Origin of the sequence: Anaerococcus sp. NML200537 (assembly GCF_026131715.1) — a bacterium.
Classification (GTDB): domain Bacteria; phylum Bacillota; class Clostridia; order Tissierellales; family Peptoniphilaceae; genus Anaerococcus; species Anaerococcus kampingae.
This window is the reverse complement of the sequence record NZ_JAMXSL010000006.1, coordinates 26084-46288: the sequence shown is the minus strand read 5'-3', so window position 1 is coordinate 46288 and position 20205 is coordinate 26084. Positions and strand designations below refer to the sequence as shown.

Below are 20205 nucleotides of genomic sequence, written 5' to 3'. Positions count from 1 at the left end.
TAAAATAGGAATTTAAAGTACAGTATAATAGTAAAAATTGCTAAATTTTTATATGGAGATTTTATGACATTAACAGAAAGCGTAAATAAGATTACAGGAGCTATATTTATTGCTTGCCTGAGCCTTATCAGCCTGTACTTATCTAGATATAGCCTGATATTTATGGCTTTAATTCCAGTGGTACTTGCCCTTACATCCTTCAGGGATGGCTTCTTATCCGCCTTAGTAAAGGTGGGGTTTACTTATATAAGTGCCCTGGTATTTTTAAATATAGAGCAAATAAATACTAGCTATATCCCCTTAGTTTTGGTAGGGCTAATATTTGTAATCTTAATTAGCTTAAAGATACCAGACAAATATCAAATATTTTTGGCCTTTGTCCTTATAAGCTTGGTTTTTATTTTTCTATTTAAGATAGAAATGATAGAAAATAAGCTTACTATTGATAAGATGGCATTAGATTTTAAACAAATGGTCGAAAGTTCTTATTCATATAGGTTTGACCTTGATATTTACAAGAAGGCTTGCGCCCTATATCCTTCTCTAATTTCGATGATAGTCATGGTTTATTCAGTCCTTTCTATCAAACTTATAAGAAATTACTTATCCTTTATGGATAAGGGGGTAGAAGATATAAAAGAACTTGACCAAATTAGGGTAGAGTTTAAGGATTTATTAGGACTTACTCTTATCTTTGTAATCATATATTTTCTTGCTAGCTTTATGAATATAGAGAGAACTTATATACTTTCAAACCTCATATTTATTAGCATGATAATACTTGTAGCAAACGGCCTAAGTCTTTTTGACTACATGCTTAAAAAATCTAGTCTGCCTTTGACAAGAGCCTTTCAATGGTTTTTTATGATAATTTTATTTCAAGTTATCTTCATTCCACTATTATTTTTTGGTTTTGCAGATATATTTATAGATTTTAGATCAAGGAGGAAAAATGCGAAATAATGAAAAATTTATTAGTAGATCTAATTTAATCTTGATTTTGGCCTTTCCTCTAATTGCATCCCTAATAGTTTTTTACTATAATAAGACCTTAGGTGCTGTAGGAATATTTGTTTGTATTATTTTGTTTTTCTTTTTGAAAAACATAAATTCTACAAGGGATAAGGAATTGCAGAAATATGTTGATAATATCAGCTTTTCATTTGATTCTATTACCAAAAATGTAGTATTTGAAATGCCATTTCCAATAGCTATTTTAGAAGAAAATAGAAAAATAAAATGGCATAATTCATTTTTTAGGGACTTATTTCCAGACAATAAGCTAATTGGAGAGAGCATCGATTCAATCATACCTGACTTTGCGGAAATAGAATTTGATAATGAGGAAATTAAACAATCACAAAATGTTAATATAGCTGATAAGATTATTCAATTTTATTATTCTACAATTTTTAATGAGGGTGATGATAGTAATCAAACCTTCTTATATGGAATAGATAATACTTATGATGAGTCAATCAAAAAACTTTTTAAGGCAAAAAGATTAGTTTTTTATTCTGTTTTTATAGATAATTATGATGATCTAAGAAATTCTGCCCAATCTGACCAAAGAGCTCAGGTATTAGGTGAAATAGATAGGGTGATTAATGAATATTTCAAAGCTTATGATTGCCTAATTAGGAAATATGAAAATGACAGGTTCATGATTATAAGTGAGTATCAGGATTATAAAGAGATTCGTGATGATAAATTTTCGATTTTAGATAAGGTCAGGGATATAAGCAAGGGCAATTCCATTCCTCCAACCCTTTCAATAGGTGTTGGCCTTGCTGGAGAAAAGCCATCTGACATATATTCTGATTCAAGAGATGCTATAAATATTGCCCTATCTCGTGGAGGAGACCAAACTGTAGTCAAACTTGAAGATAATTATGAGTACTATGGTGGAAAAACTAAGGCAATTGAAAAAACCTCTAAAGTTAGATCAAGGGTCATTTCCCAATCTCTAAAGAGAATGATGGAATCAAGCCCTGATATTTATGTTATGGGCCACAATAATCCTGATATGGATTCATTTGGGTCAGCACTTGGTGTTTATGAAGGTGCAAGGTCAATAAATAAGAGGGTTTATATTATCCTAAATGAAGTCACAAAGCCTATAGAAAATATGTATGCGAGGGTTATAGATGAGCTTAGCGAGCTAAAGGATAATATTCTAACTGAAGATGAAGCTCTAAGAAGAATATCTTCCCAGTCCCTTATAATAGTTACAGATAACCATAGAAAAAATTCTACAGAAGGCCCAAAACTTCTGGATATAACTGATAATATATTTATAATAGACCACCACAGAAGGGGTAAAGATTATATCAAAAATGCCACCGTCTCTTATATAGAGCCTTACGCATCATCAGCATCAGAGCTTGTTACAGAGATTTTATCTTATCTAGATGAAAACTTTAAGGCAAGAACTGCCGTAGCAGAATCCCTACTTGCAGGTATAACAGTCGATACCAAAAACTTTGTCTACCAAACAGGTGTAAGAACCTTTGAGGCAGCCTCAATCCTAAAAAGATGGGGTGCTGACTCAGTATATATAAAAAGAATGTTTAAAGATGACTTTGAAATTGTAAAATATAAGTCAGAGGTAATAGCAGATTCCTTCATAGTTGAGGATTTTATAGCTATTGCCCACTTTAATAGAGAAATAGATGGTTCTACTCTTATTGCAAGCCAGGCTGCAGATGATCTTCTTAATATAAAGGGAGTACTCGCAAGCTTTGTACTTACAAGGGCTAACAATAAAATTCACATATCAGGTAGAAGCTTAGGCGATATATCGGTACAATTAATACTAGAGCGCATTGGGGGTGGCGGACACTTAACAGCCGCAGCCACCCAATTAGAGATGAGCATGGAAAATGCTGAAAAAATGTTAAGAAAAGCAATAAAAGAATATTTAAGAGAGGAAGAAGAAAATGAAAGTAATACTAACAGATAATATTGTAAGAGTTGGAGTAAAGGGAGACCTAGTAGATGTAAAGCCAGGATATTTTAGAAACTATCTTGATCCACAAGGCCTAGCTGTAAAGGCAACAAAAGATAATATGGCTGAACTTGAAAAAATGAGAGAACAACTTAAGGCAGAAGAAGCTGAAAATAGAAAAGAAGCTGAAGCACTTAAGGAAAAAATCGAAGCTCTAACAATCGAACAAAAGGTAAGAGTAGGAGAAGATGGAAAGCTATTTGGTTCTGTAACAAACAAAGACCTTGCTGAAGCTCTAGCAAAAGAAGGAATCGAAATAGATAGAAAGAGAATCGAAGAAATCGAAAAAATCGATGGAGTAGGTGAATTCGTACTAAACGCTAGACTTTATGAAGGAGTAAATGCAGACCTTAAGGTAAACGTGGTAGCTGAGGCAGAATAATGACAGATGGCTTAAGGCCACTACCTTATGACTTCTTATCAGAACAGGCTATCATAGGCTGTATTTTAAAGAAAAATGAAAGCTTTGATAGTGCAAATCAAATAATAAAACCTGTAGACTTTTACGATTCAAGGACACAGAGGATATATAAGACCATAGTCACCATGTTTGAAAAAGACATCAAGGTAGACGTAGTATCCCTTATATCTCAATTGTCCAACGAAAATATATTACAAGAAGTTGGAGGGGAGGAGTTTATCACTGAGATTACCCTCTCCTCATTTTATACTCCAAATATTGACACCTATTGTAAAACAGTCAAGGCCAAATCCTTATTAAGAAGTCTAATCGGGGCTAGTGAAGATATAATAGAAAAATCCTACAGGCAAAGCGATGATGTTTCAGACATCCTTGCCAGTGCTGAAAATAGGATATTTGAGATATCACAAGATAACCACTCCCAAGGTCTAGTAAGGGTAGCAGACACCATGGATGATACCCTACGACAAATCAACGAACTAACCCTGGCAGAAGGGAGAATAACAGGAGTTGCTACAGGACTTGAAGCTGTAGATAACAAACTTTCGGGACTACAAAGTTCCCAACTAATATTACTAGCTGCAAGACCAGCTATGGGTAAGACCGCCCTTGGACTAACCATGGCGTGGAATGCTGCTAAGGCAGGCAAATCTGTAGCCTTCTTCTCTCTAGAGATGTCAATCTATCAGCTAAACCAAAGGCTCTTATCAATGGTAAGCCTAGTAGGCCTAGAATCAATCATCAATGGATCCATAAGAGATGATGATTGGACACTTCTAATAGATGCTACCAAAAAAATAGTAGAAACAGACCTCTATGTAGATGAAACCCCAGGCATAAGATTATCAGAAATGAAATCAAAACTAAAAAGGCTAAAGGCAGAAAAGGGACTTGATTTAGTAGTAATAGACTATCTCCAGCTAATGCAAGCTGATGGTAGACAAGAAAATAGGCAAAATGAAATAGCATCCATATCAAGGGGCCTAAAATCCTTATCCAAGGAACTAAATTGTCCTATACTTTCCCTTGCCCAATTATCAAGAGAGGCAGATAAGAGATCAGACCATAAACCAATCCTATCAGACCTGAGAGAATCAGGAGCCATCGAGCAGGATGCTGATGTTGTAATGCTCCTATATAGAGAAGATTATTATGATGAAGAGGTAGAGCCAAACATAGCCAAGCTAATCTTTGCAAAACATAGAAACGGAGCTACTGGTACAGTTGATTTATATTTCAACAAGCCATGCACCACCTTCATCAACTTAAGCCATAGGGATGAAAATGCCTAGAATATATTTAGATAAAATAGATAGAGAAAGTGCCTTAGAACTAAAAAATTGGGGCAATTTTTCTGACCCAAGACTTATAGGCTACAATTATGGCAACCTCACAGACTTTGAACTAAGGCTTTGGTATGGCAATATCAACATGCCAAATAAGAGATATTTTGCAGTCAGAAGAAAAGAAGATGACAGATTTATAGGATTTATCGGCCTTAAAAATATAAATCCAATCCTAAAAAGAGCCAAACTAGGCATAGTCTTTGATGCAAATTACGTATCCTGCGGCTATGGATACGAATCCATAAGAGAAATTTTTGTAGTATTTTTTGAAGAAATGAGATATAGGACCCTCTATTTAGATGTCAACCTCTTTAATGAAAGGGCGATAAAGGCCTACGAGAAGGCTGGTTTTAAAAAGACCTCCTACACGAGAGAAGTCTTTGAAAACCAAGCCATAGACTTAGATGAGAGATATTTTGAGATGTCCAAGGGCCTAATCTATTCAAAGATAATGAATATGAAAATAAGTAAGGATGAATATAATGAACTTTGAAATGCAAGAACTGAAACTGGATATGGGCACCACCCCCTTTGAGAATATGTTTTTAAATACTTATCTTCAGATGGCAGATGGCGATGCTATCAAGGTTTATCTCCTAATTTATAAGGATATATATAATGATGGCACAGTCGATGTAGCAAAGATTAAAAGACAGTTAAGCTTTGATGATGAAAGATTTGAAAAAGCCGTTAATTTTTGGATAAATATGGGCATCTTTAGAGAAAAAAAGGCCTCAGATGGGACAAATTTTATAGAAATAATATCCCTAAGGCAGATGTACTTTGGAGAAAGCGAGCCTACAAATGACAATGAACTAAACTTTGACAAGGCTCAAAGAAAGTCAATCATGTTTGAAAATATCGAAAGAATAATAGATAGGCAGCTCACTCCAGCAGACATAACAAGGATCCACGAGACATTGGGAGAATATGACCAAGATCCAGAGCTTGTAACAGAAGCCTTTAGACAGGCAAGAGAAGCAAATAACGTAGATGTAAAATATGTAATGGGCTATCTAAAAACCTGGAGAGACCAAGGCATAAATAGCCTAAATGAACTTAGGATGAGAGAAGAACGCAACAAGCTTAAAAAATCCAGAACAGTAAGGACCTATAGGAAAAAATCTGATTCAAATATAGGAAATGATAACGACAATCTTGCCCAAACAGCAAGGGCTAGAAGGCTAGAGAGATTGAGAAATCAGAGGGACTAATATGAAGGCTAGTGAAAAAGCAAGTCTAATCTTACAAGAAAGACGTAGAGAAAATAAAATACGCCAAGAAGAGGCTATAAACGAAGTCTATGGCAAAATCCCAAAGATAAGAGCTCTAGATAAGCTAATCAAGCAAGTAGGTTTTGATAGTATAAGACTAGCTGCAGAAGGCTTAGACACAAAGGCAAATGAAGATAAGCTTAAAAATCTAATAGGAGAAAAACACAAAGAGCTCCTTAAGGCAGGCTTCCCTGTAGATTACATGGAGGAAAAATATTTCCATCCTCTCTGCAAGGACACAGGCTTTGTGGGCAATGAAATTTGCTCATGCAGGTCTCAAATCATAATAGATGAGAATTATAAAAGATCTGGCATAAGGCAAGTCATAAATAGGGAAAATTTTAAGACCTTTAATATCAATTTATTTTCTAAAAACCCTTATTCAGAATATGCAAACATAAGCCCATATGAAAATATGCAGATGATCCTAGCAGATTTAAGGAAATATATAGACAATTTTGATAGGCAAAGCGGAAATATCTATATCCAAGGGAAAGTAGGCAGAGGCAAGACCTTCCTGATAAATTCCATAGCCAAAGAGCTATTGGATAGGAATTATTCAGTAGTCTACATGACATCAACCAAACTTTTTAAATTTTTAAATGATTACTATTGGGCCTTTGAAGATAGAAGGGGAAATTTGGAAAATCAATACGACCTAATCTTTGAATGTGACCTTCTAATAATAGATGACCTAGGCGCAGAAACCCACAGGTCAACCGACCAATCAAACCTATTTGATGTAGTAAATGAGAGGATGAATAAGAATCTACCAATAATTCTATCATCCAATCTCGATGAAGCCTTAATAGAAGAGATTTATGGACCTAGAATATTTTCTAGAATATTGGGTAATAATTCAAAGACCTATGAAATATTTGGGGAAGATCTTAGACTAAAGGGGACAGATTATGATTTTAGTTGATAAAGAAAAAATGCGAGCAATCGACTCTTATGCTATAAATGTGCTAAAAGTACCAGCCCTAAGCCTTGTAGAAAGGGCAAGTCTAGCTGTACTTAAGCACATCAATCTAAATAAATTTGGATATTTTGCAATAGTTGTCGGAGTAGGAAATAACGGGGCAGATGGCCTAGCCCTAGCGAGAAATCTCCTAGCTAGGTACAAGGATGTAGAAATATATATACTTGGCGATCTAGAAAAGGCAAGTGAAGAATTCCGCCTAAATCTAGAATCTTGCCAGATGCTCTGCGAAGAGATATTTTATGTTCAAAGCATAGAAGATTTAGAAGAAATGGAAAGACGCCTAAATAATGTCAATCTAATTGTAGATGCCATCTTTGGTACGGGCTTAAATAGGCCAGTCACAGGAATATACGCCACAGTAATATCCATCATCAACAATGTAATGAAATATAAAATTTCAATAGATATACCATCAGGCCTTGATGCAAGTACCGGCCAGGACCTAGGGGAAGTAGTCGATAGCGACCTAATAGTAACTATGCAGCTTATGAAAAAGGGCATCTATGAAAGAGAAATCTATAAGAAAAAATGCGTAATTGAAGACATAGGTATCCCACAAAAGGCCATAGATTCAGTTTTGTATGGTCTAGTTGATTAAATTATTTATTTTCATCTTCCTTTGCAATCGTTTGCCACGCTAGTATAGTAAAAGAAAAGAGGAGGCTCCTATGAAAAAGAATTTCTTACTAATATTGATATGTCTTTTTTCCCTCATATCTTGTGCTAGCCAGAAGCCAGATAATAGCGAAGCAGACCTTGCAAATGAATATGCAGACGAGGCAAGACCAGAAATTGATGATCCTAGATATGCTGATATGGCAAAAGATGAGGCCGTGGATTATGGAGAAGGGTCAGACCTATCAGATGATTCAAATGATTATATAGAAAGATTTGTAAATATTGACCTAGAAACTATATCCTATGATAAGGACCTAGATACTATAAAAAAATCAGTAGCAAAGCTAGAAGGTTTTGTAGAAATTGAGTCAACATATTTTAATAGGACCAATGAAGATAGGGACTTAAGAAACACTGAACTTACCATAAAAATTCCAAAAGAAAGTGCTGAAAAATTTGACCAGACCCTAGAAGGCCTGGGTAAAACTATAAATGTTTCCAAAAACTCTAACAACTTAGAAAAGTCATTTAGGGATGCAGATAAGGATTTAGAAATAAAGGAAAAACAGCTAGAAAAATTTAATGAGCTTTTGGAAAATTCTAATAATATAGAGGATACCCTTGTTATCAATGCAAAGATTATAGAAAGTCAGGGAGAAATAGATAATCTCAAAAAAGCAAAGGCTGACCTAAAAGACAGGGTGACCTACGATACCTATAATGTAGGCATAAATGAAGTATATTCTTATAATAGAAATTCCAACAATCCCGACCTAGGGTCTAGGATAAAGGAAGCAATGGGAGATTCTATTGGCCTTGTCAAGGAATTTTTCGCTCAGCTCATAGTAGGATTTTTCCTATATTGGCCATTTATCCTTATTATCTTAGCTCTTGGATTTGGTGCTTATAAACTAAGGGGAAGATTAAAGAAGAAGTAGGGGCTGCTAATCAGCCCTTATTTAATTATATTTGACATTTCCATCCTTACTTGATATGATAGAGTGGCATGGGGAGTTAGCTCAGCTGGAAGAGCGCCACGTTGACATCGTGGAGGTCGCTGGTTCAAGCCCAGTACTTCCCACCATAAGAGATATTGACCACCTTGGCTTGGCCAAGGGTATTTTTTTATTTACTATCTCTTAAATAAAACTTAAGGAGTAGCTTATGATGGATTTTATGAAAAAAATTCCTGGTGGTTTGTTGCTTGTTCCAATGCTAATTTCAGCTATTATTTATACTCTGGCACCCAATCTATTTATGATAGGAGGTATGACCCAGGCCTTGCTTACAAAAGATGGACTTACTTATATTATAGCTTTCACCTGCTTTTGCTCAGGAGCTGTAATTGATTTAAAAACACTTGGCCAAGTTTTTAAAAGAACAGGCCTTCTAGCCCTAGTTAAAACAGCTATAGTTGTGGGATTTGGATTTTTATATTTTAAATTTTTTGGGCTAGATGGAATCTTGGGTCTATCTACCCTTGCTATAATTGTAGGCCTTGCCTCAACTAATCCTTCTCTATATTTAGCACTTGAGGGAGAATATGGATCAGCCGTAGATCAGGCTGGTTTTGGCATCCTTGCAATAATGTGTACACCAGCTTATCCGTTATTGCTCTTTGGCTTAATTCAATCCTCACCTATTAACTGGATGAATATCATTTCAACACTCATCCCCCTAGTTTTGGGACTTATTTTAGGTAATATTGATAAGAAGTTTGGAGAATTTATGAAACCTGGCTTGGCCTTAAGTCTTCCACTTATGGGATGGTCATTTGGTTATGGTATTAATATTATAGAAGCAGCCAAGTCTGGTTTTACAGGTATTTTGCTTGCTATGGTTTTTTATATAGTTTTATTACCTATATCCTTTATTTTCGAGCGAAAAGTATTAAAACTTAGCGGTAAAAACTCTATTGCTATGAACTCAATTGCTGGTATGAGTGTATCTATACCATCAATAATTGCAGCAACTAATCCAAGTCTTGAAATATATAAGGCAAATGCTACTGCAGCAATTGCTTTTGGTGTTGTTATTACATCTATTGTTACACCAATTTTAGTTAAAAAAGTATATGAAATGAACAATAAAAAATAGGCCTAGTGCAAAATATGAATGAAAAACGCCGTCATTAAATGATGGCTTTTTTCATACTGCACTAGGCCTTTTATTATGGTCTTACTTTATTTTCATTTAAGATTTTTCTAATAACTAGGTCAGCGTAGGCCTGGCTACCTTCTACATTCGGATGGGTCCTATCAACAGCGAGTAATTCTGGCCTATCTTTTACATAAGACCTCCAGTCGATTAGGTGGGCCTTTGGATTGTCATTAACAAAAGCTTCCAAGTCGCTATTTACCTTGTCCATATAGGATTGAAGGTGGCTGGTATTTACAAAATACACATCCCTGCCATCAGCTATATCCATTATAGCCTGCATATCATTGTGGTTGGCAGAACCATTGGATCCTAGAGAAATTAGGACTATATCGCCAAGACCGACATTATTCTTTATGGCCTGCAAGATGCCAGGTCCTTCAGGCATGTCACGTCCAACCTTGCCATCTAGGTAGAGGTTAGGCATGTAGTTTCTTAGGTACTTATCAATATTGATCAAAACCGAATCGCCCACAGCACTCACACTGATATCCTTCACATAGGCTAGCTCATTTTCGGTAAAATCAAAATCATCATAGGCCTTTTCCTCGAAATTTTTGCCAGAATCAGCCTTCTTGCTTTCTTTTTTATCTTTGCTTACTTCCTTATCTTTTTCATCTTCTTTAGGAAGAACTTTAGGGTCTTTTTCGGTACTTTTCTTCTTTTGAAGCTCGTTATGCTTTTTAATCTCCTCCTGACTTTGCTCAAATCTCGCCTTAAGCTCAGCCATTTCTTGTTCCTTCTTATTGCCTATAGCAAGCGAAATTATATTAAAGATAATGAGGCTTGCAAAAGGGATGATAACTAGGTATTTGTTAAGCTTTTTCCTAGAAAATATTGCGTGAGATATTTCTCCTAAGAAAATTATCCAGGCAATTTGTAGGCCGTAATAAATAATCTTGTTATCAAAAATATTTATAAGGAAGTAGGAGAAGAAAACCTGGATTATATATTGCAAAATATAATAATGTAGGCTCCTAGATCCTATAAAGACCAAAATAGATCCGCCCCAACCAAGCTTTCTTTCTCTCTTATCTAGGCTATTTTCAAGCTTAAAGATAAAAAATATCAAAAGATTAAAAGCTAGGGTATAGATTAGGAAAAATGTCTTGTAGATATTTATATTCTCACCATTTATAAAAAACATCGGTACAAATAACAAAATCCCAAGCACGCCCACAATTATTTTTAGGCTTAGCTTTGAAATTTCCATATATCTTCCATAATTTTTATAAAGTAGATAGAAAATCATCCCCAAGAAAAATGCATAAATCCTGGTATCAGTTCCATAATAAATTCTAATAATCGGTACATCATTATTAGCTAAATAATAAGAAAGTCCAATAGATCCGATAGTAAGTAGACTAAGCAAGATAAGCTTAATCGAATCAGAATTTATCTTTCTGCCAATAAATTTTAGTAGGTAAAATATAAAGATAAATTGGACATAAATCGATATGTACCATAGATGGATAAAAAGGTTAAAATTACCGTTTCTATCAAAATATGAAGCCCCTGCAATGATTTGCCTGATATTTTCAAAACAAAAGGCCGTGGCAAGGCTCGATTTGGCAGAATCATCAAAGATTTCCCTGGCAAAAATCAAACTAATAAGCAAACTTATAGCCATCAGAAAAATGATTGGAGGCAAAATCTTTTTTATCCTTTTTTTAATACTTGCCAAGATATCTTCAAGGCTTAGATACCTATCATTAGTCATCTCCATCAGAAAACCCGACATGGACAAAAATCCAATTACAGCCAGGAATCCTCCAGGGAAGGCGTGGGCAAAAAGGTGATAGGTGGACACTGCTATAAGAGCAAAAGCTCTTAAGATAATTAAATAATAATATTTTCTTCTTTGTTTAGTTAATTCTTTCACATTCATTCTCCATAGTAAAATTATTATACCCTTATAAATTTATAAAATTGTGAATTCTTTATTAATTTTATATAAAGAGGATTTTTAAAATCCTTATCATCTTGCATTTTTTAAATTATAATGTATATTATTAGTAATTGAATATTGCGATGAAAAGAAGTAGTAGGTATGGAGTGCACATAGAGAGGAGATGGTTGGTGGAAATCTCTTGCATGAATTATTGAATCCGTCTTTGAGCAAATATAAATTAAGGCAAGCTATGCTTGTGTAATTTGGGTGGCACCACGAGACCTTCGTCCCAATTGGGGGGAGGCTTTTTTTATGCTTTATTTTAAGGAGTAGAAATGATAGATATTAAATTATTAAGAGAAAATCCAGAACTTGTAAAAGAAAACATCAAGAAAAAATTCCAAGATGAAAAATTAGTCCTAGTAGACGAAGTCCTAGAGTTAGACGAAAAACTTCGTTCCTACAAGACCGAAGGTGATAGACTAAGAAGTGAAAGAAACAAAACATCTAAGGAAATAGGCGCTCTTATGGGCCAAGGCAAAAAGGAAGAAGCCGAAAGAACCAAGGCTCATGTAGTAGAAATAAACGACCAACTAGTACATATTGAGGAAGAAACAGCCAAACTCAATGAAGAAGTCAAAAAAAGAATGCAAATCATCCCACAAATAATCGACGAAACAGTACCACTAGGCAAGGATGATACAGAAAATGTCGAAATCGAAAGATTTGGAGAACCTCTAGTTCCTGACTTTGAAGTCCCATACCATATCGACATCATGGAATCCTTTGAAGGAATCGACCTAGACGCATCTAGAAATACATCAGGAGCAGGATTTTATTACCTAAGAGGAGATATAGCTAGACTACACTCAGCAATCCTATCTTATGCAAGAGACTTCATGATCGATAGGGGCTACACCTACTACATCCCACCATTTATGATAAGATCAGATGTAGTAACAGGAGTAATGAGCTTTTCTGAAATGGAAGATATGATGTATAAGATAGAAGGCGAAGACCTCTACCTAATCGGAACAAGCGAACACTCAATGATAGGTAAATTTATAAACACCATCACAGAAGAAGAAAAAATGCCACTAAAGATGACCTCTTACTCTCCATGCTTTAGAAAAGAAGTAGGAGCCCACGGCATCGAAGAACGTGGTGTATATCGTATCCACCAATTCGAAAAACAAGAAATGGTAATAATCTGTAAACCAGAAGACTCAAAAACCTTCTATGATGAACTATGGAAAAACACAGTAGACTTCTTTAGAAGCTTAGAAATCCCAGTAAGAACCCTCGAATGCTGCTCAGGTGACCTAGCAGACCTAAAGGTAAAATCATGCGACGTAGAAGCATGGAGCCCACGCCAAGAAAAATACTTCGAAGTAGGCTCATGCTCAAACTTAGGCGATGCCCAAGCAAGAAGACTAGGCATCAGACTAAGAGGAGAAGATGGCAACTACTTTGCTCACACCCTAAACAACACAGTAGTAGCCCCACCTAGAATGCTAATAGCCTTCCTAGAAAACCTCTTGCAAGCAGATGGAAGCGTAAAAATCCCAGCTCCACTACAAATGTACATGGGAGGCAAAGACAAAATCGAACCAACAGTTAAATAAACTTTTGCAATATAAAAGCACCCTTCGCCTGGGTGCTTTTAACTTTAGAAAAATATGAGCAAAATATATCAAAAAAATCTTAAATCTGATAAGAAAAAAACCTTAATAAATTTGTAAAAATCAAGGGTCACAGCTTGCCAAAAAATCATATAAGGGTAAGATGAAAGCAGAAATGTGTGCATAATATGTATTAAAAAAGAAAGGCATAAAGTATTATGAAAAAGTATCAAAAGGCCAAAATCCTCCTAGAAAGTAAGGCCCAAAACATAAACAAAAAACCAATATACGCCACCAGGAAACTATCCATAGGCCTAGTATCTTGTATGCTAGGACTAGTAATGGCGATGCCTGTGGCTCATGCAGAAGAATTTGATATGAGCTCAATAGATTCGATTATAGAGTCTCTTGAAGATGATCCAAGCCCAGATGATTCATCTACTAATGATTCAAATGATGTAGAAGACATCCTAACTTATGATGAAATTCAATCTATCAGAAATAGGACAAATTCACTAAAAAATGACTATTTCTTTAATGACAACATGGTAGAAGAATTAAAGGCAGAGCTTAGAAAAGCCAAGGCTGACCCATCAGTAAACTATGAACAAGCTAAGGCTAGTCTAATAGATGAAGCAATACAAAAAAACACCCCTGCCCAAAAAGCCCCAGGGGAAGTAAGAGCAGCGGTAAAAGCACCTAAAGAACCTTCAATAAATCCTGTTTCACCAGGAGCTAAAATAATAAGTGGTGGAGGATTGATAGGAGCAAATCAAAGGAAGAAAGCAGGAGTAGACTGTGTAATTCGTGTCACAGTAAAAAATGGAAACACTGTCATTGAAACAAAGACCTTTACTATTAAATCGACAGAAAAAGGATCCACATGGAGCGTAAATTTAGACAATCCTGTCCAAGCAGGCTACACAGTCACAGCTGTCCAAGAATTTAATGGTGGTACATCTACCCCAAAAACCGTAGTAGTCGAAAAAACCTCAGCTGATAAATACGGACCAAAAATAAAAAATGAAAATATCACAGTATATACTGAAGATAAGTGGACTGTAAGTATTGATGAAACACAAGAAATTATTGACAAATTTAAAGCTAATAACAAAGGTATTGTCGATTTTGATAAATATGTCACCAGTATAGTATATAATAAAGATAGGAAGAATAATAAAAAAACCATAACATTATCTTTTACAGATAAATCATCTTATGTTGTAGACGTTACAGATACACTTACACTAACTGAAGCTACAGAGGTAAGCAAAGCCCCAACTGTAAAAGACATCACAGTAGTAGATAAACAAATTGAGGTCACCTTAGCAGACCCTTTTGTAGAGGGTACAAAGATTGCTATTAGATTCAAAGTCCTAGGTGAAGGGTTGACTGAAGGACAATGTGCTCCAGATAAAAGATCTACTACAACCCCATATATAACTGCAAGTGGTAATAAATTTATTTATCAAATACCAGATGGTCAGAAAATAGACTTCGATGATTTTATTGAAATAAAGGTTAAAGAACCAGATAAAAAATCTATCTGTAGCATAAAACGAGTTAAACTTACTCATCCTAAGCTAACAGAAGTAAAAGACCCTAAGATACTAACAGAACAAGATAAGAAAAATATAGACGCAGCTATAAGAGCAGCAAACACAGTAAATGGGGAATCAAAACTACCTAATGGAACAGGAGACTGGGATGGAACGCCAGCCTTTATTGAATTCGATAAAAATGGAAACGCAAGAATAATTAACCCTAGTAATATAAACGGTGATTGGATAAACTATGAAATATTTAACCCTCATAAAAAGGCTGATGGTTCACTTGATGTAAAAGATGAATCAAAAGTAATAACATTCCCAGCCAAAGACCTTGTAAAAAACATTGGACCAGATGCTCCAACAATAAAAGAATCTGATGACAAAAAATCCATCACGGTCAAACCAATCACTGATCCAGCTGACACAGATATAATCGAGCACACAATAACTTACACAGGCACTGATGGATTAGAAAAGAAAATTGTAGCTAAACATGATTTAAAAAATAAAACATGGACTATCTCTGAAGGTAGCGAATTTGCTGATATTGATTCAAACACTGGTCTTATAACAATAGATAAATTAAAGATCAAAAATGAGACTGAAGTAAAAGCTCTTGTTCAAGACAATGGGGAATATGTAGAAAATTCTGATAAGAAATACTCACCAGAATCAAAATTGAAGGTAACAAAAACCAAAGCCGACCAAGTCACAGAACTAGGAGGCCTAGACCCAGTAGAAATCAGAAAATGGGTTGGAGAAGATATTGATTGGTCAAAAGGTATAAAAGTTAAGAAAGATGAAAACAAAGATAGTATAAATAAACTTTTAGAGGGTGCAACAATAACTGATGCAACCGATAAAAAAAGAAATACCGATAAAGAAGGAGATTTTGTTGGTAAAATTTCTGTGAAATTTGATGATGGATCAGAATTAATAGTAGACAATCAATACCTATACGTAAGTAACCATGTTACTAGTATAAAAAGAGATAAGACTCCTACTGATGCCCTAGAAGTAGAATTTAAGCTAGGCGAAGGCACAAAGGTAGATAACACCAGTGGTGGAGCAATAGAAGGAAATAAAGATAACCCAATATCTTACTCAAAATACAAGGTAAAACCAGGAACAAACTTAAAAGAATATAAGCTCCCAGGACTAAATTCATCAGTAATTGATAATATAAACCTATCAGCACAAAAAGGCTACACACAACCAGTATGGAAAGATAAAGATAAGGGAACAAATTTTGTAGCAAGTACTGATAACAAAGTCTTCACAGCCACAGCCACAAAAACCTATGACGTCACCCTACAGGGAAATAATGGTAAAGAAGAAGTGGAAAAAGACAAGGTAGAAACTTTTAAAACTGGAGAAACATATACTTTACCAGAAGGAAATACCTTCACCCCACCTGAAAACCAAGAATTCTCAGGATGGAAGATAGGCGATGATACAGAACTTAAACAACCAGGCGATGAAATAACAGTAGACGGCGACAAAGTAATCAAAGCCATCTGGAAACCAATAGAATTTAAAGTAACCTTCAAAACAGAAAAAGGCGCCACCGGATCAATGGACCCAGTAACTGTCAAAAAAGGCGATGAATATGTAATTCCAAAACCTACATTTACACCAGATAAGAATAAAGAATTCGCAGGCTGGAAAATTAAAGGCCAAGAAGGACTTAAAAAAGCTGAAGAAAAAACAGAAAAAATCTCAGGAGATGTAACCCTAATCGCCACATGGAAAGACATCATGGTCAAAGTAAGCTATAAGCCAGGCAACGGAAGCGGTTCGATGGACGGAGCCGAACTAGTAAAAGGTTCAACCTACAAACTTTTAGCCAACAAATTCACCGCACCAGCAAACAAGAAATTCAAAGGCTGGAAAATAGGGGAAAAAGAATACGCACCAGATGCAGAAATCACCGTAAACGAAGATACAGTAGTAGAAGCAGTATGGGAAGATATCGAATACAAGGTGACCTTTAATAAAAACGGCGGCTCAGGCGATATGCTAGAGAAAAAAGCCAAAAAAGGTTCTGAATTCGAGTTACCAGGGAACGGTTTTGAAGCTCCGAAAAACCAAAAATTCAGCCACTGGAAAATAGGAAATGAAGACAAAAATCCTGGAGATAAAATAACAATAGACGGTGATACAGAAATCACAGCAGTATGGGAAGACATCAAAGTCAAAGTAAGCTATAAGCCAGGCAACGGAAGCGGTTCAATGGACGGAGCCGAACTAGTAAAAGGTTCAACCTACAAACTTTTAGCCAACAAATTCACCGCACCAGCAAACAAGAAATTTGCCGGCTGGAAAATAGGTGATAAAGATTACGCTGCAGGTGATGAAATCACAGTAGATAAAGATACAACAATAACAGCTGTTTGGGAAGATATAGAAACCACTCCACCAGCCAAAGAAGAAGTTCAAGTCAGCTATGCTCCAGGCGAAGGCTCAGGCACAATGGACGGAGCAAAACTTGAAAAAGGTTCAAAATATACTTTATCAGCCAATGGTTTCACAGCTCCAGATAAGAAAAAATTCAAAGGTTGGAAAATAGGCGATAAAGATTACGCTGCAGGTGATGAAATCACAGTAGATAAAGATATAACAGTAACAGCTGTTTGGGAAGATATAACAACAGAGCCAGGTAAACCAGAACCAGGTAAGCCAGAACCAGGTAAGCCAGAACCAGGTACACCAGATCCAGGCACCCCAGACCCAGGCACCCCAGATCCAGGAACTCCAGACCCAGGCACCCCAGATCCAGGCACCCCAGATCCAGGCACCCCAGATCCAGGAACTCCAGACCCAGGTACCCCAGAGCCAGGTAAGCCAGACCCAGGTAAGCCAGAACCAGGTAAACCAGAGCCAGGTAAACCAGAACCAGGCAAACCAGAACCAGGTAAACCAGACCCAGGCACTCCAGACCCAGGTACCCCAGATCCAGGCAAACCAGATCCAGGCACTCCAGACCCAGGTACCCCAGATCCAGGAACTCCAGACCCAGGCACCCCAGAGCCAGGCAAACCAGAACCAGGAAAGCCAGAGCCAGGCAAACCAGAACCAGGAAATCCAGAACCAGGAAAGCCAGAACCAGGCAAACCAGAACCAGGTAAGCCAGAGCCAAGCAATCCAAATCCAGGTACCCCAGGAATAGGAGACAACCCAGGTGGAACAACACCAGGAGAAATAACACCAACCCCAGGTACCCCTGACGATAAACCTAATATTCCTGAAAGTCCAGAAGAAACTAATCCAAAGACTCCATCTTCTGACGAATCTAAGGTCCCAGAGGAGAAAAATCCTGATAATCCAGAAACAAAAGATCCAGATAAGACAAATGCAAATGATCCATCTGAGACTAAAGCAGAGGATCCTAAGCTTAAAGAGGAAAGCTCTAAGCTAGATGGAAAGAAGAATAAGGCTAATAATTCTATAAAAATACCAAAAACTAACAGACCTAACGTCAAAACAGGCGTAGAATCAGTGGCTGGTATTGTATGCACTCTTGTAGGATCAACAGGCGCCTTATATATTAGTAGGAAAAAAGAAGACTAATAATAAAAGAAAACTCGAGTATGACTCGGGTTTTTCTTTTAGGAAGTTTGATAGTTAAGTTAATGGCCCTTGTTTCGACCGAAGTGGATAAAACTATTGGGTATGTGTAATAGACTTCTCCGTGCGTTCGCTAACGCTCACTTAGTCGAAGAAAGGGTTCCATGCTCAAGGTAGACTTAACAAGCAATTAAAAATATATAAAAGTGATTAAAGAAAACCTAAACCCACATCCCTTGTTTCGACCTTGTAGCGAAAGCTATTTATCAAATATATTAAATAAACTTACCCACAAGAAAAGCACCCTGATTTGGGTGCTTTTTCTATAGGGATAAGGAGAGATTTTATATTTTATTTTCCCCAGAATTTCTTGGCGATTTCTTGGCCTTGGGCAATCTTGTCCCATTGTTCTTTTTCGCTTAGCTCGTTACCATTATCGCATGATGCAAAACCGCATTGGTGGGAGAGATAGAGTCTATCTTTGTCTATTATTTGGCTGGCTTCTTCTAGGAGTTTTAGGCATCTTTCTTCATCATCTAGGGTATTTGTCTTTGATGATAAGAAGCCTAGGACGATTTCGCAGTCCTTATCCTTTAGGGCATTGAGGCTTTCTAGGCTGCCGGCTCTTTCGTCATCCCATTCTAGATAGAACCTATCGTAGTTTTGTTTCTTTAGGAAGAGATTTGCTATTGAATCATAAGAACCATTTGTAAAGTGGCGAGATGCGTAGTTGCCCCTGCAGTTGTGGGTGTAGACCTTAAGTCCTAGCTTGTGGCCATAGTCGATTACTTCGTTGTTTATGGCTATATATTTTTCTGCTAGGGCTAGGTTTTTCTCATTTCTTGCCTTGCCATCAAATTGTGCATTTTCAGCCTCATCTGCAAATTGTTCCCATAGACAATCATCAAATTGAACAATTTCACCACCTGCGGTTTTAAAATCATCCAAAAATTCTTTGTAGGAAGAAATTAGGTCAGCTTCAAAGTCTGCTTCTGATTTATAATAAGAATCTTTTAAAAATCCAAAGCTAATAGTTTCCCCATAGATATGGGATGGGGAAGGGATGCATTGTTTGACTATTGCCCTTCCATTTACAATTTTCTTTAGTCTTTTGAAATGATCTATGAATGGATGGTCCTTGCCAGAAAGTTTGCCGACAAATCTAAGTCCTATATCACGTCTGGTTTCAAATTTGCTACAACAATCTTTTTCTTCAAAGAAATATCCGCTTTCTCTGATATATCTTTCTACCCCTTTAAGTCCCCAAACAAAGTCTAGGTGCCATAGGGATTTAGAATATTCCCCGTCTGTTACTTCTGTAAGGCCTGCTGCGATTTGTTTTTCTACTACTTCTTCTACAGCCTTATCTTCACATTCCTTATATCCTTCAAAGTCATCGTAGAAAGGATAGTTTATATCATCTCTTTTTTCTATTTCTCTTTTGTATTTTAGTAATTCTTCGTTTCTAAGTAATGATCCTACAATTAAAAATCTTTCTGACATTTTTTATACCTCTTTTAATAATTTTCTAATTTTTGTTACATTCTAATTTTAGGCGCCTTAGAAAATATTCCATGTAGGTAATACGTAATAAAAAAAGCCCCGTCCTATAAAGGACGAGGCTTTGCCACGTGTTACCACCTTAATTTCAAATTAATTTCACAATTAATAACTCATCGGGTACTAGCATACCCTATCGCTATAACGGGCGAATCCGTCTTATCTTAAATATCGGATAAGAAACTCAAAGGCCATTTTCAATCTAAT

Annotated in this window: 14 protein-coding genes, 1 tRNA gene and 1 other annotated feature (1 of these 16 running past the window's edge); of the genes, 13 read left to right on the top strand and 2 right to left on the bottom strand. The window is 36.2% G+C overall.

The window, feature by feature from the left end; translation table 11 throughout:
* Positions 1–63 precede the first annotated feature (63 nt).
* The 11 genes from NH288_RS02690 (at position 64) to NH288_RS02640 (ending at position 9748) form a co-directional block, all read left to right on the top strand.
* Positions 64–963, top strand: a complete 900-nt coding sequence (locus tag NH288_RS02690) for a DUF2232 domain-containing protein (RefSeq protein WP_265212896.1) — start codon at positions 64–66, stop codon at positions 961–963.
* The gene (locus NH288_RS02685) at positions 953–2962 is read left to right on the top strand and encodes a DHH family phosphoesterase (RefSeq protein ID WP_265212894.1); all 2010 of its coding nucleotides are present in this window, start codon (positions 953–955) and stop codon (positions 2960–2962) included. The genes NH288_RS02690 and NH288_RS02685 overlap by 11 nt, the downstream gene beginning before the upstream one ends.
* Positions 2940–3389 carry a 50S ribosomal protein L9 gene (gene rplI / locus NH288_RS02680; protein ID WP_106460720.1) on the top strand — a complete coding sequence of 150 codons (450 nt, stop codon included), beginning with the start codon at positions 2940–2942 and terminating at the stop codon, positions 3387–3389. Before NH288_RS02685 ends, rplI begins: the two co-directional genes overlap by 23 nt.
* Positions 3389–4720, top strand: coding sequence for a replicative DNA helicase (dnaB, locus tag NH288_RS02675; RefSeq protein ID WP_265212893.1), 1332 nt, complete (start codon positions 3389–3391; stop codon positions 4718–4720). The genes rplI and dnaB overlap by 1 nt, the downstream gene beginning before the upstream one ends.
* Positions 4713–5267, top strand: coding sequence for a GNAT family N-acetyltransferase (locus tag NH288_RS02670; protein WP_106460718.1), 555 nt, complete (start codon positions 4713–4715; stop codon positions 5265–5267). Before dnaB ends, NH288_RS02670 begins: the two co-directional genes overlap by 8 nt.
* A complete protein-coding gene (locus NH288_RS02665) occupies positions 5248–5988 on the top strand; it encodes a DnaD domain-containing protein (RefSeq protein WP_265212891.1) in 741 nt (246 codons plus the stop codon). The genes NH288_RS02670 and NH288_RS02665 overlap by 20 nt, the downstream gene beginning before the upstream one ends.
* Before the next feature lies 1 nt (position 5989).
* Positions 5990–6973 carry an ATP-binding protein gene (locus tag NH288_RS02660; protein WP_265212889.1) on the top strand — a complete coding sequence of 328 codons (984 nt, stop codon included), beginning with the start codon at positions 5990–5992 and terminating at the stop codon, positions 6971–6973.
* Positions 6960–7631: an NAD(P)H-hydrate epimerase gene (locus NH288_RS02655; RefSeq protein WP_265212888.1), complete on the top strand. Its 672-nt coding sequence runs from the start codon at positions 6960–6962 to the stop codon at positions 7629–7631. Before NH288_RS02660 ends, NH288_RS02655 begins: the two co-directional genes overlap by 14 nt.
* Before the next feature lie 70 nt (positions 7632–7701).
* Positions 7702–8589 (top strand): DUF4349 domain-containing protein, encoded by an 888-nt coding sequence (locus NH288_RS02650; RefSeq protein ID WP_265212887.1) that lies wholly within the window; start codon positions 7702–7704, stop codon positions 8587–8589.
* Between the two features lie 70 nt (positions 8590–8659).
* Positions 8660–8735: transfer RNA gene (locus tag NH288_RS02645), tRNA-Val, on the top strand.
* 80 nt (positions 8736–8815) lie between these two features.
* Entirely contained in the window at positions 8816–9748 is a 933-nt protein-coding gene (locus NH288_RS02640) for a 2-keto-3-deoxygluconate permease (RefSeq protein WP_265212885.1), read from the top strand.
* Positions 9749–9821: 73 nt separating this feature from the next.
* On the opposite strand, the gene NH288_RS02635 is transcribed toward NH288_RS02640, so the two are convergent.
* Positions 9822–11696 (bottom strand): acyltransferase family protein, encoded by a 1875-nt coding sequence (locus NH288_RS02635; RefSeq protein ID WP_265212883.1) that lies wholly within the window; start codon positions 11694–11696, stop codon positions 9822–9824.
* Positions 11697–12034: 338 nt separating this feature from the next.
* On the opposite strand from NH288_RS02635, the gene serS reads away from it, so the two are divergent.
* Positions 12035–13324 carry a serine--tRNA ligase gene (serS, locus tag NH288_RS02630; RefSeq protein ID WP_106460707.1) on the top strand — a complete coding sequence of 430 codons (1290 nt, stop codon included), beginning with the start codon at positions 12035–12037 and terminating at the stop codon, positions 13322–13324.
* 215 nt (positions 13325–13539) lie between these two features.
* Complete coding sequence (locus NH288_RS02625) at positions 13540–18441, top strand: InlB B-repeat-containing protein (protein ID WP_265212881.1); 4902 nt, start codon at positions 13540–13542, stop codon at positions 18439–18441.
* A gap of 348 nt (positions 18442–18789) precedes the next feature.
* Here NH288_RS02625 and NH288_RS02620 read toward each other — a convergent pair whose 3' ends face one another.
* Entirely contained in the window at positions 18790–19941 is a 1152-nt protein-coding gene (locus tag NH288_RS02620; protein ID WP_265212880.1) for a 5-methyltetrahydropteroyltriglutamate--homocysteine methyltransferase, read from the bottom strand.
* Between the two features lie 106 nt (positions 19942–20047).
* Positions 20048–20205, bottom strand: a binding site (T-box leader); it runs 78 nt beyond the window's last position.